The organism is Microbulbifer maximicatervae (SeqCode), assembly GCF_052467065.1.
The window spans coordinates 763,449-779,603 of sequence record NZ_CP174299.1 but is presented as its reverse complement, the minus strand read 5'-3'; the positions used below and the strand labels follow the sequence as shown (position 1 = coordinate 779,603).

The 16,155-nt window shown below is 53.2% G+C and carries 16 protein-coding genes; 8 read left to right on the top strand and 8 right to left on the bottom strand.

Annotated elements, in window-relative coordinates; genetic code table 11:
* Window positions 1-62: 62 nt before the first annotated feature.
* The 7 genes from rbfA (at window position 63) to ACJJI1_RS03565 (ending at window position 6,391) form a co-directional block, all read left to right on the top strand.
* Entirely contained in the window at window positions 63-461 is a 399-nt protein-coding gene (gene rbfA, locus ACJJI1_RS03595; protein WP_108734361.1) for a 30S ribosome-binding factor RbfA, read from the top strand.
* A gap of 3 nt (window positions 462-464) precedes the next feature.
* Window positions 465-1,406 (top strand): tRNA pseudouridine(55) synthase TruB, encoded by a 942-nt coding sequence (gene truB, locus ACJJI1_RS03590; RefSeq protein ID WP_444958562.1) that lies wholly within the window; start codon window positions 465-467, stop codon window positions 1,404-1,406.
* Between the two features lie 146 nt (window positions 1,407-1,552).
* Window positions 1,553-1,822 carry a 30S ribosomal protein S15 gene (gene rpsO / locus ACJJI1_RS03585; RefSeq protein WP_252083174.1) on the top strand — a complete coding sequence of 90 codons (270 nt, stop codon included), beginning with the start codon at window positions 1,553-1,555 and terminating at the stop codon, window positions 1,820-1,822.
* Between the two features lie 263 nt (window positions 1,823-2,085).
* Window positions 2,086-4,209 carry a polyribonucleotide nucleotidyltransferase gene (gene pnp, locus ACJJI1_RS03580; RefSeq protein WP_444918105.1) on the top strand — a complete coding sequence of 708 codons (2,124 nt, stop codon included), beginning with the start codon at window positions 2,086-2,088 and terminating at the stop codon, window positions 4,207-4,209.
* Window positions 4,210-4,323: 114 nt separating this feature from the next.
* Complete coding sequence (locus ACJJI1_RS03575; protein ID WP_413663183.1) at window positions 4,324-4,974, top strand: hypothetical protein; 651 nt, start codon at window positions 4,324-4,326, stop codon at window positions 4,972-4,974.
* Window positions 4,967-5,371: a GFA family protein gene (locus ACJJI1_RS03570; protein ID WP_413663182.1), complete on the top strand. Its 405-nt coding sequence runs from the start codon at window positions 4,967-4,969 to the stop codon at window positions 5,369-5,371. The genes ACJJI1_RS03575 and ACJJI1_RS03570 overlap by 8 nt, the downstream gene beginning before the upstream one ends.
* A gap of 51 nt (window positions 5,372-5,422) precedes the next feature.
* Window positions 5,423-6,391 carry a zinc transporter ZntB gene (locus ACJJI1_RS03565; protein WP_413663181.1) on the top strand — a complete coding sequence of 323 codons (969 nt, stop codon included), beginning with the start codon at window positions 5,423-5,425 and terminating at the stop codon, window positions 6,389-6,391.
* 42 nt (window positions 6,392-6,433) lie between these two features.
* On the opposite strand, the gene ACJJI1_RS03560 is transcribed toward ACJJI1_RS03565, so the two are convergent.
* From ACJJI1_RS03560 to pcnB, 7 genes are all read right to left on the bottom strand, one after another.
* Complete coding sequence (locus ACJJI1_RS03560) at window positions 6,434-7,993, bottom strand: Rossmann-fold NAD(P)-binding domain-containing protein (protein WP_444958561.1); 1,560 nt, start codon at window positions 7,991-7,993, stop codon at window positions 6,434-6,436.
* A 164-nt stretch (window positions 7,994-8,157) separates the two neighbouring features.
* Complete coding sequence (locus ACJJI1_RS03555; RefSeq protein ID WP_444907381.1) at window positions 8,158-9,195, bottom strand: endonuclease/exonuclease/phosphatase family protein; 1,038 nt, start codon at window positions 9,193-9,195, stop codon at window positions 8,158-8,160.
* 398 nt (window positions 9,196-9,593) lie between these two features.
* The gene (locus ACJJI1_RS03550) at window positions 9,594-10,385 is read right to left on the bottom strand and encodes an acyl-CoA thioesterase (protein ID WP_444958560.1); all 792 of its coding nucleotides are present in this window, start codon (window positions 10,383-10,385) and stop codon (window positions 9,594-9,596) included.
* A gap of 78 nt (window positions 10,386-10,463) precedes the next feature.
* A complete protein-coding gene (panB, locus tag ACJJI1_RS03545) occupies window positions 10,464-11,276 on the bottom strand; it encodes a 3-methyl-2-oxobutanoate hydroxymethyltransferase (RefSeq protein ID WP_413663177.1) in 813 nt (270 codons plus the stop codon).
* A 5-nt stretch (window positions 11,277-11,281) separates the two neighbouring features.
* The gene (locus ACJJI1_RS03540) at window positions 11,282-11,968 is read right to left on the bottom strand and encodes a deoxynucleoside kinase (protein WP_444911442.1); all 687 of its coding nucleotides are present in this window, start codon (window positions 11,966-11,968) and stop codon (window positions 11,282-11,284) included.
* Window positions 11,969-12,069: 101 nt separating this feature from the next.
* A complete protein-coding gene (gene folK, locus ACJJI1_RS03535) occupies window positions 12,070-12,546 on the bottom strand; it encodes a 2-amino-4-hydroxy-6-hydroxymethyldihydropteridine diphosphokinase (RefSeq protein WP_444958559.1) in 477 nt (158 codons plus the stop codon).
* Window positions 12,546-13,922, bottom strand: a complete 1,377-nt coding sequence (gene pcnB, locus ACJJI1_RS03530; protein WP_444918100.1) for a polynucleotide adenylyltransferase PcnB — start codon at window positions 13,920-13,922, stop codon at window positions 12,546-12,548. The genes folK and pcnB overlap by 1 nt, the downstream gene beginning before the upstream one ends.
* Window positions 13,923-14,072: 150 nt before the next feature.
* On the opposite strand from pcnB, the gene ACJJI1_RS03525 reads away from it, so the two are divergent.
* Window positions 14,073-14,552: a hypothetical protein gene (locus tag ACJJI1_RS03525; RefSeq protein WP_444958558.1), complete on the top strand. Its 480-nt coding sequence runs from the start codon at window positions 14,073-14,075 to the stop codon at window positions 14,550-14,552.
* Between the two features lie 182 nt (window positions 14,553-14,734).
* Here the strand turns inward: ACJJI1_RS03525 and ACJJI1_RS03520 are convergent, their stop codons facing one another.
* A complete protein-coding gene (locus ACJJI1_RS03520) occupies window positions 14,735-16,126 on the bottom strand; it encodes a sigma-54-dependent transcriptional regulator (RefSeq protein ID WP_444907386.1) in 1,392 nt (463 codons plus the stop codon).
* Between the last annotated feature and the right edge of the window lie 29 nt (window positions 16,127-16,155).

The window sequence follows — 16,155 nt, the reverse complement described above, 5'->3', positions numbered from 1 at the left end:
CCCGCGCGGCCTAGCCGTGCGGGTTTTCCTGTCTTTAAACCGCCATTCTCAATAGGTAAACAATGGCAAGAGAATTTCATCGCGCAGACCGCGTCGCCGACGCCATGCGCCGCGAACTGGCCCAGCTGATCCAACACGAGATTCGCGATCCTCGCCTGGGTATGATCAACGTCAATGATGTTGAAGTCAGCCGCGACTTAACCGTTGCTAAAGTTTTTGTCACCCTGGTGGGTGAGGATGATCGCAGCAAAATTAATACCTCTATCGAAGTGCTGAACAAAGCCGCCGGCTTTTTGCGTACGCAGCTCGCGCGCGCAATCCAGATTCGCACTATTCCCCGTTTGCACTTCCGCTACGACGAGACCTCGGTGCGCGGTCAGGCGCTGTCTGCCCTGATCGACAAGGCGGTTAAAGAAGATCGCAAACACCAAGACGACGATAGCGACTCCAACGAAGATTAATCCATGGGCCGCAGACCAAAATGGGGCCGGCCGGTTCACGGCGTGCTGTTATTGAACAAGCCCGCCGGGATTACCGCCAACGACGCCCTGCAAAAAGCCAAACGACTCTTTTTCGCCAATCGCGCCGGTCATACCGGAGCGCTGGACCCCCTGGCAACCGGCGTATTGCCGATCTGTTTCGGCGAAGCGACCAAGTTTTCCCAGTACCTACTCGATGCGGACAAGCGCTATCGCAGTACTTTTGTTTTCGGTATGACCACTGCTAGTGGCGATGCCGATGGCGATGTACTGGAAACCAAAGATGCTTCCGATTTGACCGAAGAAGCTGTGCTGAAAGCGATGGAAGCCTTTCGCGGTCCCATCAAGCAAGTGCCGTCCATGTACTCTGCCCTCAAGCACAAGGGGCAGCCGCTGTATAAGTTGGCGCGCCAGGGCTTGGAAGTGGAGCGCGAGGCGCGGGAAGTAGAGATTTTTGAATTTGAACTGCTGAGCTTTACACCGGGCGCCCAGCCCCGTGCAGAAGTTGAGGTTCACTGCTCCAAGGGCACTTATATTCGCAGTATTGCCGAAGACCTGGGTCAGGCCCTGGGTGTCGGTGCCTATGTGGAAGAGTTGCACCGCAGCGCAGCCGGTCCCTACGTCGAAGCCGATTCAGTGACTCTGGATGAACTCACCGAGGAGCGCGGTGAGGGCATGGCGGAGGAGTTGGATCACCACCTGTTATCGGTGGATTCTCCCGCCTCTTCGCTGCCCAAACTCACCCTTCCGGACGAGTCTGGTTACTATGTGCGTCAGGGGCAGCCGGTAATGGATTTGCAGGTCTACCGTATCGGTGAAGAAGGTGATATGGTGCGCCTCTTCCTGGAAAATGGCGATTTTCTGGGCGTAGGAGAAATTACTGACGACGGGTGCGTAGCGCCTCGGCGTCTGGTAAGCAGTACTTAAGCAGAAAACGCTATATTGGTGAGAGCCGATAGCGGTTGATGTGAGAGTATTGCAGTGGACTATGTCCACAACAGTGAGTAGCTGGTCTGTAAATATGCACGGGCCAGCCGAATCTTTTAAAGCATATTACGACGAGGTTAATCGTTATGGCACTGTCTGCAGTAGAAAAAGCAGCAATCCTGAAAGAGCACGGCCAATCTGAAGGCGACACCGGTTCTCCGGAAGTCCAGGTAGCCCTGCTGACTGCCAACATCAACAAACTGCAGGGTCACTTCTCTGCGCACAAGCAGGATCACCACTCTCGCCGTGGTCTGATCCGCATGGTAAACCAGCGTCGCAAGCTGCTGGACTACCTGAAGCGCAAGGATCTGAACCGTTACGCACAGCTGATCGCTAAGCTCGGCCTGCGTCGCTAAGACCCTGGAATGCCCGCCTCTGGCGGGCTTTCTTCTTTAATGCTTGCTGAAAAGTGGCGCTGTTGTCACTTTTCGGCAGTTTCGCAACACAACCCCAGGGGCAAATATCCCGGCGGATGTGCTGCGTTTGCACCGGCCACCCGGGTCGGTAGCGGTACATCCCCGTATCGCTCTGGATTGAAGGTTTGGAACTTCTATCCAGGCAACCACTGTAGGGGTTACTGGAATGGGCCAGTAACCGTAAGGAAATAGGAAAAAAACTAGTGAATCCAGTAAGCAAAACTTTCCAATACGGACAACACCAAGTCACCATCGAGACCGGCCGTATCGCGCGCCAGGCTACCGGTGCTGCCCTGGTTAGCATGGGAGAGACTGTTGTCCTGTGTACTGTTGTCGGCGCTAAAGAAGCCAAGCCTGATCAGGGCTTCTTCCCGTTGTCCGTGCACTATCAAGAAAAAGCCTACGCGGCTGGCAAAATTCCCGGTGGTTTCTTCAAGCGTGAAGGCCGCCCGTCTGAAAAAGAAACCCTGACTTCCCGTCTGATCGATCGCCCGATCCGCCCGCTGTTCCCGAACGGCTTTATGAACGAAGTTCAGGTGATGTGTACTGTTCTCTCCGCTGAGAAGGACATGGACCCGGATATCGCTGCCATGATCGGCACTTCCGCAGCGCTGTCTGTTTCCGGTATTCCTTTCGCAGGCCCAATCGGTGCTGCGCGCGTGGGTTACACCCAGCAAGACGGCTACCTGCTGAACCCGGGCTACGAAGCTCTGAAGACCTCCGAGCTGGACATGGTCGTTGCCGGTACCAAAGACGCCGTACTGATGGTGGAGTCCGAAGCCCAGGAGCTGCCGGAAGACATCATGCTGGGTGCCGTACTCTACGCACACCAGGAAATGCAGGCCATTATCAAGGTTTGTGAAGAGTTGAAAGCGGAAGCGGGCAAGCCCCAGTGGGACTGGCAGGCTCCGGCGGAAAACACCGAGCTGAAAGCTGCCCTGGACGCTCAATTTGGCGAGAAGGTTGCCGAAGCCTACCGCATCACCAACAAGCAAGAGCGCAGCACCCGCCTGGCGGAACTGCGCAGCGAAGCCGCTGAAGCCCTGGCTACTGAAGAAATTAGCGCCGATCTGGTAAAAAGCTACTTCGGCAAGCTGGAGAAGAAGCTGGTGCGCGGCGCTGTCGTTCGCGGCGAGCCCCGTATCGACGGTCGCGACAGCAAAACTGTACGTTCGATCGCTGTGGAAGTTGGCGCTCTGCCCAAGTCCCACGGCTCTGCGCTGTTCACCCGTGGTGAGACCCAGGCTCTGGTAGTGGCTACCCTCGGTTCCACTGGCGATGCACAGATCATCGACGCCCTGGAAGGTGAGCGCAAAGACTACTTTATGCTGCACTACAACTTCCCTCCCTACTCTGTAGGTGAAGCGGGTCGTGTAGGTGCTACCGGTCGTCGCGAAATCGGTCACGGCCGCCTCGCTCGTCGCGGTATCGCTGCAGTTCTGCCGAGCCCGGACAGCTTCCCCTACACCGTACGTGTGGTTTCCGAGATCACTGAATCCAACGGTTCCAGCTCCATGGCTTCCGTCTGTGGTTCCAGCCTGGCGCTGATGGATGCGGGTGTTCCGCTGAAGGCACCGGTAGCCGGTATCGCTATGGGTCTGGTGAAGGAAGACGAAGGCTACGCGGTTCTGACCGATATCCTCGGTGACGAGGACCACCTCGGCGATATGGACTTCAAAGTAGCGGGTACCGCCTCTGGTGTGACCGCGCTGCAGATGGACATCAAGATCGAAGGTATTACCGAAGAGATCATGGAGACCGCTCTGGAGCAGGCTCTGCACGCGCGTCTGCACATCCTCGCGGAAATGAACAAGGTGATCGACTCTTCCCGTACCACCGTGAATGAGAACGCACCGCGCTACGCGACCCTGAAGATCCACCCGGACAAGATCCGCGACGTGATCGGTAAGGGCGGTGCGACTATCCGCTCCATCACTGAAGAGACCGGCGCCTCCATTGATATCGAAGATGACGGCACTATCAAGGTCTTCGGTGAAGACGGTGAGAGCCTGGAAGCGGCGGTAACCCGCATCGAGGAGATCACTGCGGAAGCTGAGATTGGCGCTATCTACGAAGGTACCGTGGTACGTATCGTAGACTTCGGTGCGTTCGTTAACTTCCTGCCGGGCAAAGACGGTCTGGTGCATATCTCCCAGATCGCTGAAGAGCGCGTAAATGCCGTAACTGATTACCTGAGTGAAGGTGAGAAGATTAAGGTTAAAGTACTCGACGTTGACCAGCGTGGACGTATCAAGCTTTCTATCAAGGAAGCCAAGGCCGATGCAGCTGCCGCTGAAGAAGCCAAGCAAGCTTCCGACGAAGCTTAAGTCTACGGACTGAAAAAACCCGGCTTTTAAGCCGGGTTTTTTTGTATCTGCCGAAGCGGAATTGTCGCTTATTACCGGTTTTCTATTAGAATTCTGGAAAAAAAGGGCAAAACATTGGACAACTTCTGGCTGATCGACATTCTCCTCACCCTCGCCGCACTGCTGATTGCCAATCAGTACTGGCGTCTTACCAATGCTCGCTTCCAATCAGCTGCACTCTTGGTGATGGCGGGTCTTCTATTTATCGCTGTCTCCGCGATTGTCGGTGCCTATCGCTACGGTATTGATCCCGGGGCAACCCAATTACACCGGGCTTTACTGCAACTATCCGGGTTTAGTTCGCTGTTGCTAATTGGAATAGGGTTGGTTTGGGCACGTTTCGAGATAGGTATTGGACAGAGTACCCGGGGACCCGCTTATGTAGTGCTGGTGCTGGTATTGGCCTCGTCTATTGGCGTCTCGGAAAGTGGCAGGTTATCGCCGCAGGAAGTGACAGAGGTATTTTCCGCCCTGGGGCTTTTGTTGTGGTTGTGGGTTGCAATGATGGAATTGATGTCACCGCGACGACTATCGCCACCGGGTCCTTTGTTACTGGGGGCAGGGGCAGTAGTCATTGCAATGGATGGATTGTTTGTGGGTACCGGCGCTCCGCGAGTGCTGGGCTTGGCGCGTACAAACTGGTTCCACCTGCTGCTGGGCCTTTCGCTGTTTTCACTGTTGGCTGCCCGCCCGTTATTTGAAAAGGACAATAATTCAAATGAGTAAAGTTACTACTGAACTTCGCGGAGGTTGCCACTGTGGCGCTATTCGCTATCGGGCGCGGCACGAGCGCGACTCAGAGGAGAAACTGGTAGCCCATGCGTGCAATTGCTCGATGTGTGAGAAAGTGGGTTTTCTGCACGTCATTATTCCCGCTGAAAACTTTAAGCTGGAGTCTGGGGAAAAAGACCTGGATTGTTATACGTTTAATACGGGAGTGGCCAAGCACCTGTTTTGTCGCCATTGCGGCGTTAAGTCTTTTTATGTGCCGCGCTCCAACCCGGATGGCTATAGTCTTAATGCGCGCTGTTTTGATGAGAGACCCGGAGACTTGGAGGTAGAACCTTTCGATGGTCAAAACTGGGAGCAGAACGCCGCAGAGCTGGCCCATCTCAGCAAATAAGTCGCGCAAAGAAAGTGATGCTCCAATCAATATCAGGTGATATGAGAGCCTATGGAAACTGGTCTGGTCTACGCTGTCTTACTCGATCGCAAAGGCTCGGGCCGAGAGCTTTCCTGGGCAGAGGTGAAATCCTGGCAACCTGATCAGGGAATTCTCTGGCTGCATTTTGACTACGACAGCACGAACACCGTCGAGTGGCTGCAACAGGATAGTGGACTCACAGCTACGGCGATAGAGACCCTGTCTGCGAAGACAACGCGCCCCTGTGTAATGACTGTGGATCAGGGGCTGATGTTGGCTATGTACGGCATTGAGCGAAAATCCAAGCCGCGCGCAAAGGATATGATCGCCATTCGCATTTGGGCCGAGGAAAACCGTATTATCAGTACCGGCCGACGGAAGTTGCTGTCAGAGGATGACTTGCTTTCTCGCTTGCGCAGTGGCTTTGGTCCCCGTGGAACTGCGGCTCTTTTGATGTCCCTGGCAGATCTGTTGGTCTTGCGTATGTGTGATCGGGCCGAAGACTTCGAAGAAAAAATCGATGACCTGGAAAACCTGTTATTAGATAAGGGAGGTTCGGAGCTCTCTTCCCTACTGGTTCGGCTACGCAAGAGAACTATCGTATTGCGACGCTACTTATGCCTGCAGCGGGAGGTGCTCGGGCGTTTGCAGCAGGAATCCCTATCCTGGTTTGATGAGCACAGCCACGCCCTCCTGGGAGAGGTAAATGATCGATTACAGCGCCATATCGACGATATCGATGCGGTAAGGGAGCGCGCGGCAATCGCTCAGGAGGAATTGTTGAGTCGCACTTCAGATCAGTTGAATAGTCGTATGTATGTACTATCAGTGGTGGCAGCAGTTTTCCTGCCTCTGAGCTTTCTCACTGGATTGTTTGGGATTAATGTCGGTGGTATTCCCTGGGGGCAGTCATCATTGGGCTTTATTGCTTTTTGTATCTTGCTGGTGGTGGCATTGGCTGGACAAGTCGCTTTATTCTATTGGAAAAAGTGGTTGTAGCGTTCTTTCGCTGCTTTCGAATTTTGGCGATATAGCAGTTAATTACGAAAACTCTATAGATCTTACAATTCGATCTGCATTTGCCATTATTGTATAAGCAATGGTTGAACCTGCAATGTTGGGGAAGTTAGCGGAATCCACAATATGGACGTTTTTGAAGTTTGCAGGCCGTCCTAACAGGTCAGAGAAAAAGGTTTCATGTTCCCCCTTCATTGGGAAGCTTCCACCGCTATGGTAACTTTTCCCCGGAGGAAGTACTTTCAAATAAAAGGGAGGTACCACCCCCAATTTAATTAAACTGCGCCTTATCAATGACTGAGTTCTTGCTATAACCCACCGGGCCCTGGGGTTTTCAATCCCTTTTATTTCTACTGTAGAGCTATCTGGGCGTTTGTTAGTTAAAGTCAATTCCAGAGTGTCCGAATCTTCCGAAGATAAGAAACCCTGAATGATATATAGACGGTCCAAGGCAAGATCTTTTGAGATAAATGATGGCAATAAAGCTTCAACCTGGTCTTCAATGATTTGACTGCGACCATATAATTGAAGGTGAATCTGTTCTGGGCTTATGTTTGCGTTTTCTATTTCCAGGAAAATTTCTGCTAACGTGAACTCAATTTCATAGTGGTGTCTTTTATAGGTTAGAAAAGGAAAAAAGAAATATTGACTGCTTTGAATCTCGATAGGTGTATTTAGCAGGTTAAGGGATCTTGCTACGATAGTGGTTGTGGCGAAGTGCCCCGCAGCCAAGAAGACTTTTTCTGCAAAAAAACTGTATACCTTTCCATCGTTTATACTAACTGCAATAACTTCCACTCCCTCTTTGTTCTCTTTTAGCTCCAATACAACAAATCCCTGGTGTATGGTCAAACCATCCTTTTGCAAATCTTCAAATAATGTTTTGGGGTTGAAGATGGATTGATATGCACAGCCGTAAAGGCAGTGTCCGCAATATCGACATCCACGTTTGCCAGAACTTGCATCCACGGCTAAACGAGCCCGACCAAACTCAATGCCATTGCCCCGGAGGTTGTCTTCGACATTGGTGAGTTTTTGCAATATAAAATCCGTTGCTGGGTTTCTTTTCAGGGTTTCATAATTTTCCGAAAACAGTGGGAATTTTGTCTGGAGGTTGTCTGGCTCCGCACTTATTGGCATAAATCGGAGAACATTTTTATAAGATGGGGCCAGTTCACTTAGGGAGAGTGGCCAGTTTCTTAATTGGCGCTCGCTGTAGGGAAGGATGGCTGCACCCCACACGTTTCCAAGGCCACCAAAGCCATGGGAAAACTCTGTGTTGCAGTTGGTTGTGTTGACTTGAAAATGTTCTGGGGTTCTGTAAGGAAAGTCAGACCCAAAGATATACCTTCTTTCTACGCCGCTGCTGGAGACTTTGGGGGGAGGGAAAATCCGTTTTTTTTCTTCATCTTTCCAGCTGTCCACATGTTTTTGCGATAAGGAGTGAACCTGGTGCTTAATGTGATGTTCAAGATCATATGAGACGTCAATGACTTCAACTTCTTGCCCAATATCTTGCAATGCCTTGACTGTAGCGATACTCGCAGGACCACTCCCGACAACTAGGTTCTTAATCCTGTCCACTGAAAGCCCTTCCCGCCAAGCATGCGGTTTATGCGTGGGTTAAAGTTCTCCTCAATAAGCAAAATTGTAGCTGGATTGTGTTTTCAGTCCGGTGTCGTTCACTCTGTCGGTAAATTGGTTAAGCCCCTTCCGATCCCCTGCGGAAGAGGCTGTGAGCCGCTCGTTTAGTGCTTAACCCATGAGAAGTCTACAAATACTGGGTCGTGGTCGCTCAGCCCTGTGTACTCTGCGGAGCCAATGTAGTAATTGGTTACGTCCAGCGTGTAATTGGGGTTGTTATTAATAACGACGACATGATCGGTATCGTCCTGAAGTTCATCAGCACAGGCTTCCAAGCTGGTGTCGCTGCCAGATAACATATATTGGCAGGCATGCTTGCCGCCGGTTTTGGCAAAAAATGCTTTCCAAGTTTGGTAGTTTGTACCGCGCCAGCCATCGTCATTTTCATCAAACGCCATATTGAAGTCACCGGCTAATATGACTGTGGCATTACTAGAATGGGCGACGATCATATCGGCAATCTGGTCGAGTTGCTTGGCTTTGGCATTTAGGTCATCGTCTTGGTGTCCTGCATCCATATGGGTGTTGTACACATGGACATGGAAGTTTTTGGTCACTTCAACTTTTGCTACGGTAAAGCCTTTTTCGGTATCACAGTCATTACCTGCGCACTTATCAAAAGTTTCCTCCTCATAAGTGGCGAAGGTGTAGTCGTCGTCATCGCGATTATCTCGGTCAAACGGAAACTTGGAAAAGGTCAGCAGGCCATTGCCAAAGCTGGTACCAGTGCCTTTCCAGTGTTTGGAGCGATAGGGGACTGTGTCGTTATCGAGCTTGTCGTCGTCGTCCAGATAATTGGCTTTGGTTTTGCTCCAAGCCTCCTGCATCAACCAGAGGTCTTTGGGGTTATTATCAAAAGTGTTAATAATTTGTTTGAAGTCAGACTTGCTGTTGCCGCCTATACACTCCAAAAATCCATCCATGTTGTAGACGATCATGTCAAAGCTGCCTGAATTGGCATCGGCAAATTCAGTGTCACCGTATTCATAGCCGTCCAGGTCTTTTGAGCCGGTATCGTCGACATCATCAATAAATTCAAACCAGTTACAAGAAGTAATTGCATCCCAAACGTCTTCAAAATCTACTGCTGCGGCGGAATGGCTGAATAGAAGTGTGAGTGAAAAAAATATTCTTTTTATCATTATTGCTCTCCAACTTTGTTATTACCGACGGTTTTGTAGTGGGGTCGAAAATTGGGGCGTTTCTCTGGCGGCCCCTTTGTTTTCGATGGAGGGGATGATGGATAGCGTAGATTACAAATTGGAGTAAAGGAGGTTTTTTTTATTTTATTTTTCTGTAAGGGCGGCGCGAATTATTTTTTTCATAAAAAAATAATAAAAATCACGAAAGTTGTATATTTTTATGCAGGTAATAATTGATTCGTTAGGCGGGTTAAGCAGGATCGGGAAGTATTATTTAGAGTTATCTGAAGGCTGCAGAAAAGTTACAAAATTCTTTAGGACCGTTTAAATGGTTCCATCCGTGGAGCCAAGGCACTCAATGAGTGGCGGTAAAGGGATAGTTGATCGACGAGTGCTGGTTAACCAAAGATAGTGACCATTTGGCGGGAGAGGGCGGTTAAACGTCCATCGGCATCCCACAAGCGGGCCTGTATTACTGCGTAGCCATCCTCAGCCTGTTCCACTTCGGCCTCGTATTGCCACCAGTCAGAAGCGGTGTGCTCTGGGAGTGGCTCCATAAACTCCACTGTCCATGTTAATGAGCTGGCGGGAGCCGGCTCTTTCATCATCGGGAGTGTCGCCGGTGGCCAGGCATCGATCAGTGCGAGTAAGTGGCTGATACCGGTACGGCCTTTACTGCCATCCTTAAATCGTACCCAGCCACCTAAAACTCTCTCTTTCGCGCCGCTGAAAGGGAGGCTCCCACATGCGATACGGTAATCGAACTTCTGTGTGAACTCCGGTACTACACCTTCGATATAGGGCAGGGGCAGGCATTTATCCGGGGTGGGGTACTCCGGTGCTGAGGGACCTTTGGCGAGAACGGATGACTCCCTGCCGCGACCAAAACTGGCGAGGCCCGCCAGCATAACGGCACCATTCTGATCGAGGTGCCCCTGTACCTGAGTGACAGAGCGGCCTGCGCGGAGGACATCCGCACGGGTGTTAATCTCCCCCGGGGCAACCGGGCCTACGAATGAGGTGGTAAAAGAGCGTAAGCTGCTCTCAGAGGGCAGCTCTGAAGCCATCTGCTCATACAGCATTGCGGCTACAAGGCCGCCAAATGTAGCTCGCCCCTGGGTCCAGCCTTCGGGCACAGAAGTGGCGCCATTGGTCGAGAGCCAATCCTGGATTAGTTGGTCGAAAGTCATAGTGTTACCGCTTGAGAGCGGCAGGTGGGACCTGCCGCAGAAAAATACCGGGTGAGAAGCACCCGGATGAGGGGAGTATTATTTAAATATGTGTTCCTCGCCGGGGAAAACGCCCTGCTTGACGTCCTCGGCGTATTTGCGCAGGGCCCCGGGAATATCCTCGGCCTCTACCAGGAAGTTTTTGGAAAACTTGGGGGGCTGTTGGGTGAGGCCCAGGATGTCATTGATTACTAGTACCTGGGCATCGCAGTCGCGGCCCGCGCCTATGCCGATGGTGGGCATGGATACGGCTTCGGTAATACGCTTTGCCAGGTCGGCGGGTACACATTCCAACACCAGCAGATCAGCTCCGGCTTCGTCGAGTTGTAGAGCGTCTTCGAGGATTTGCTTGGCGTGTTCTTCGTCGCGCCCCTGAACGCGATAGCCTCCCAGTTTGTGTACTGATTGAGGGGTGAGGCCCAGGTGGGCGCAAACGGGAATACCGCGATCAGTAAGAATCTTCACGGTGTCGGCGAGCCAGGCGCCTCCCTCAATCTTCACCATATGTGCACCGGCCTGCATGATCCGGGTTGCATTCTGGAGTGCCTGCTCTGGGGTGGCGTAGGTCATAAACGGCATATCCCCCATAATCAGGGACTTCTTATTGCCGCGCGCGACCGCCTCGACGTGGTAAATCATTTGCTCCATCGTCACTGGCACGGTGCTGTCGTAACCCAGCACGGTCATGCCCAGGGAATCTCCGACGAGCAGTGTCTCAACCCCGGACTTTTGTGCCATCGCAGCCATAGGGGCATCGTAGAGAGCAACGGTAATAAACTTCTCACCATTCGCTTTCATTTTTCGCAGGGTTTGAACGGTTACGAGCTTTTCTAATTCAGAGGGTGCATACATAACGATTAACTTCCTGGGTTGTAATAGTGCCGGCCACTGGTGATCGTGAACAGATATTCGACCAGCTGTTGGTAGTCCTCTGGGCTATCGACAATGTCGATCTCCTCGGTATTGACGATGAGTAGAGGCGCCTCATCGTAAAAATGGAAAAAGCGGGTGTAGGCGTTGTTGAGGGTGGCGAGGTACTCATTGCTTATCGCCTGCTCAGCTGGGATTCCCCGATTGCGGATTCGGGCTTGTAGCACATCGAGGGGGGCTTGCAAATAGATCACCAGGTCCGGCTTGGGTGCTTCCAGGGTGAGGTGTCTGTACACCTGTTGGTACAGGTGCAGCTCATCCTTATCCAGGGTGACTTCAGCAAACAGCTGGTCCTTTTCGATCAAAAAGTCCGACACCCGCACCGGCTCAAAGATATCGTCCTGCCGCAGTGCCTGGATTTGCTGTGATCGCTGTAGGAGAAAGTGCAGCTGGGTGGGCAGTGCGGCGTTTTGGGGGTCCCGGTAGAAGCGCTCCAAAAAGGGGTTCTCCTCGGGTAATTCCAACAGCGTGTCGTAATTGAATGTGGAGGCCAGCTTCTTTGCCAGTGTGGTTTTTCCCACACCAATATTGCCTTCCACCGCGATAAACTTAGGCGGTGTTTTATTAGACCGGTTGAGTTCAGCTGTGCTGGTCTCGGGTTTTTCGATAACCACTTGAGCGACTCCTCTTTGTCTGGGGTCTTCCCTGATGAGTTGCAAACGCAAAAGTACTATTGAGAGGGCCGCCCGTCGAGTAGTTGGGGAGCCTCAGTCGATCAAACCTTTTCCAGGCGGTTTTCCGGGCAGCCCTGTAAGAGTGCTGGAAGGGCTCCCAATCCGGGCAGTTCCATCGCGGGAGCCAGTTCAGAAAGGGGTAGCAGTACGAAGTTGCGCTCGGCCATGCGCGGGTGTGGGACCTGTAGGCGGGGCTCATCGATTTGAGATTCCCCAAACAACAGGATATCCAGGTCCAGGGTGCGGGCGCCCCAGCGGATGGAGCGCTCGCGCCCGTGGGACAGCTCGATAGATTGGAGCTGGTCCAGTAGTGCCAGCGGGGACAGTGCTGTTTTCAATGCTGCGACGGCATTGATGTAATCGGGTTGATCGCCGGGGCCGACCGGGGCGCTTCGGTAAAAGCTCGAACACCCCAATAATTCTGTACTGGGGATTTGCTCCATGGACGACAGGGCGCTGCGCAGTTGTTTGCCGGGCTCTGCCAGGTTACTGCCCAAGCCGATGTATACCGTTTCCATTACTGTTCTGCTCTCGGCTTGCGACGGCGGCCGCGAGAGTTGCGGTTGCGGCGCCCACCGCTGCCTGTGCGCTGTAGCTTGCGTACCATTTGCTGGCGCTGCTCATCGTCAGCCTGTTGGAAGTCGGTCCACCATTTGCCCAGGCCCGCTTCAATCTCGCCACTTTCTTCCCGCAGCAACAGGAAGTCGTAGGCGGCGCGGAAACGGGGGTGTTCCTGTAAGCGCTGGGCCCGACTGCCACCGCGCTGGGGCAGGCGCTGTTGCAGGTCCCAGATTTCCCGCATTGGGATTGAGAAGCGCTTGGGAATAGCGGTGTGGGCCAGCTGTGAACTGGTAACTTTTTGTGCTGCTTGGGCCAGCGCTGGCGCTGGCGGGGTGCCCTTGGCAATCAGCTTTTGTTGCTCGGTGCTCACCGCAGGCCAGAGTAGGGCGGCGTAGAGGAACGCTGGGGTAACACGCATATCGGCGCGGATACGCTGGTCCGTATTGCGCAGGGCTTGCTGGGATAGTTTCAGGGCCGCGTTGTTGGCCTCAATTTGTGCGGCGTTATCCGGGAACAGGTGTTGCCAGAGCTGGTACTGGCGCAGCAGCTCAAAGGTGCGCTCTCCGTGGCCACTCATCAGCAGCTTGAGAATCTCATCGAACAGGCGAGCCGGGGCAATATTGCGTAACAGTGGCGCCAGCTCGTGCAGGGGGGCTTCCGTCTTGCCTTCAATAGTGAAATCCAACTTGGCGGCGAAGCGCACTGCGCGCAGCATGCGCACCGGGTCTTCTTTGTAGCGGACCTCTGGGGAGCCGATCATTCGAATCAGGCGCTTTTCAATATCCTCGACACCGCCGGTGTAGTCGTGGATTTCAAACCCTTTGGTGGTGTAGTAGAGCGCGTTGACCGTGAAATCCCGGCGCATGGCATCACTTTCCAGGTCGCCATAGACATTGTCACGCAGCAGCATGCCGTGTTCGGACTGCTTGGCCTCGTGGGTCTCGCCATCGCTGTGGTGACCGCGGAAGGTAGTCACTTCGATAACTTCACGGCCTATACGGGCGTGCAGGATGCGAAAGCGGCGACCGACAATGCGGGCGCCGCGAAACAGCACCTTGGCCTGCTCTGGAGTGGCGTCGGTGGCCACATCAAAATCCTTGGGGTGACCGCCGAGCATCAGGTCGCGCACACCTCCACCTACGATATACGCCTGGTATCCGGCATCCTGAAGGCGCTTCATAACGGTTAAGGCCGCGCGGCTGATTTCCCGGCGCGAGATGCTGTGGTCGTTGCGGGCGATAACCCTGGGGCCTTTACTGGCCGGCTTGCGCCAGCGTTTGATACTACTAATCAGGTTGTTGAGCATACGGCTGTCTATGTTGACTGCTGCCATTTAGGGATGGCCGGGAAAGCCCCGCTGTGCTTGGCCACGCATTGGTTGGCGGCCTGTATAAGTGGTGGTCCCTCTGGGGAGATTCACGATGGCACTGCTGGAGCCTCTATACCTGGGCTACCCCAGGAGCGAGTCCGGAAAGGAGCCTCAGTGGCTGTTTATCCTCAGAGATTGGGACTCGCGGGCGCGATTCTAACACACGCAAAGGAATGCGCCCGCAATATGCGGGTGCCTGTAAGTTCGGGGGAAAAGAAATATGGGAATTATTATTACCAGTATGAAGGCAGCGGCTTCCTTGCGCTCTCAATTTGCTTTCAAGCAAACACCCTCTCCCAGGTACAGTTCAGTCAGTTTGCAACGCGCTTGTTGTTATTCTTATTCTTCTTGAGTTTTATTGTTATTGTTTATTGTTGTTCTTGCGGTTTTGGCCACTCATTGCTTTTATTGTCGGCCGCCCCATTATTTTTATTATGTTTCGCCCCACTTATTGTTAGTTGTTATAGGGCTTTTAACAGTCATTTATTTTTATTGTTGGCTGTTTTCAATTTTTGTACTAAGAGTAAAGCACTTAGTATGCCAACTTTTAAAAATCCTTATAAATCAATAAGTTACGATCTTTACGAAATTTGACGGAACTTTTCTGAGAGCCATTGCGTTACGGAAGGTGCGAGAGTTGTTACTTCTGGGTGGGTGTGGGTAACACTCTGGTTGGTAACCCCTGTGGGGGTGGGGTAACAAAGTGGCCGAAGGAGTTTGACAGGTGAGGACGGATTGGGAGCAGGGGGCGAAGCCCCCTGGGGATAGCGTTAGTTTTACGCTTCTGCGGCGGCGCTGCGGCGGCTCTTCTTGCGGGGAATACCCAGCTTTTGGCGTCGTTCCCACAGGCATTTGCGGCTGACACCCAGCTTCTTGGCCAGGTCTGTCTCACTCATGGTGTCCTGGTGCTCAATAACGAAGCGGGCGAAGTAGTCTTCCAGGGACAGGTCCTCACGGGGGTCAGTGTGCAGACTGCGGGGGCGCGGGATGCCGTCGGCCTCTTCGATCGGTACCAGGTCCAGGTCGATATCCAGGGTTTTGTGGTCGATTTCGCGGCTGTTCTTATCCGTTAGGATTACAGCGCGCTGGATGGCGTTCTCCAATTCACGCACGTTACCGGGCCAGGTGTAGGTGGTAACAGCCTGGATGGCTTCCGGTGACAAGCGCAATAAAGGGCGCTCGATCTTGGTGCAGAACTTTTCCAACAGGTGCTCTGCCAGTGCTAGGACGTCTCTGCCTCGCTCGCGCAAGGGGGCAAGCGTCATTTGCACCACATTGATGCGGTAGTAGAGGTCTTCTCGAAATTTACGCTCCGCTGACAACTGGCGGAGGTTGCGGTGGGTGGCTGTTACCAGGCGCACATCCACTTTGCGGGATTCGATCGAGCCGATTGGCCGCACTTCGCCCTCTTGCAATACACGCAGCAGGCGGGCCTGTGCCTCCAGGGGCAGCTCACCGATCTCGTCGAGGAACAGGGTTCCTCCATCGGCTGCCGCTACCAGTCCCTCGCGGGAACTCTGGGCACCGGTAAATGCGCCTTTCTCGTAGCCGAACAGCTCAGATTCAATCAGTGTGTCGGGAATCGCGGCACAGTTGACGGAGATCAGCGGTTTGTTGGCCCGGCGGCTCTCCTCGTGAATAGCCCGGGCAACCAATTCCTTACCGGTACCGGTTTCACCGTGGACCAGGACGGTGGCGTCTGTGGGGGCAACTTTATGGATGCGACCGTAGAGCTCCCTCATCACAGGGCTGCTGCCAATCATGCCGGCGATAGTGCCGGTATTTTCTTTCTCGTTGACGGGCTGGGCGCGATTCTGCTCCGCTTTGCCAATGACCCGGCGGACGGTTGCGAGCATTTCGTCGTGATCAAAGGGTTTGGCGATGTAGTCGGCGGCCCCCATACGCATGGAGTCCACTGCAGAGCGGAGGCTGGCGTAACTGGTCATGATCAGTACCGGAATATCACCGGCGTGCTTGAGCAGGTCGGTGCCCGGTGCGCCGGGCAGGCGCAGATCGGAGATAACCAGGTCAACTTCATTGAGTCGGTACTTGGTGAGCGCCTCCTTCACAGAACCCGCTTCACTGATTTTGTAGCGGTGCCGCTCTAAAAGCTTGCGCAGTGCCGTTCGGATAATGGCTTCATCTTCGACGATGAGGATGTGGCTCATATGTTACGCCTGGTTACAAAATGCTCAGT

Excerpts from the sequence above, each read along its gene's own strand:
- panB (WP_413663177.1), bottom strand. The coding sequence starts at position 11,276 with ATGTATGCACCCTCTGAATTAGAAAAGCTCGTAACCGTTCAAACCCTG.
- rbfA (WP_108734361.1), top strand. The coding sequence starts at position 63 with ATGGCAAGAGAATTTCATCGCGCAGACCGCGTCGCCGACGCCATGCGC.
- rpsO (WP_252083174.1), top strand. The coding sequence starts at position 1,553 with ATGGCACTGTCTGCAGTAGAAAAAGCAGCAATCCTGAAAGAGCACGGC.
- folK (WP_444958559.1), bottom strand. The coding sequence starts at position 12,546 with ATGGAAACGGTATACATCGGCTTGGGCAGTAACCTGGCAGAGCCCGGC.
- ACJJI1_RS03550 (WP_444958560.1), bottom strand. The coding sequence starts at position 10,385 with ATGACTTTCGACCAACTAATCCAGGATTGGCTCTCGACCAATGGCGCC.
- ACJJI1_RS03520 (WP_444907386.1), bottom strand. The coding sequence starts at position 16,126 with ATGAGCCACATCCTCATCGTCGAAGATGAAGCCATTATCCGAACGGCA.
- ACJJI1_RS03570 (WP_413663182.1), top strand. The coding sequence starts at position 4,967 with ATGAGTAAAGTTACTACTGAACTTCGCGGAGGTTGCCACTGTGGCGCT.
- ACJJI1_RS03555 (WP_444907381.1), bottom strand. The coding sequence starts at position 9,195 with ATGATAAAAAGAATATTTTTTTCACTCACACTTCTATTCAGCCATTCC.
- ACJJI1_RS03565 (WP_413663181.1), top strand. The coding sequence starts at position 5,423 with ATGGAAACTGGTCTGGTCTACGCTGTCTTACTCGATCGCAAAGGCTCG.
- truB (WP_444958562.1), top strand. The coding sequence starts at position 465 with ATGGGCCGCAGACCAAAATGGGGCCGGCCGGTTCACGGCGTGCTGTTA.
- pcnB (WP_444918100.1), bottom strand. The coding sequence starts at position 13,922 with ATGGCAGCAGTCAACATAGACAGCCGTATGCTCAACAACCTGATTAGT.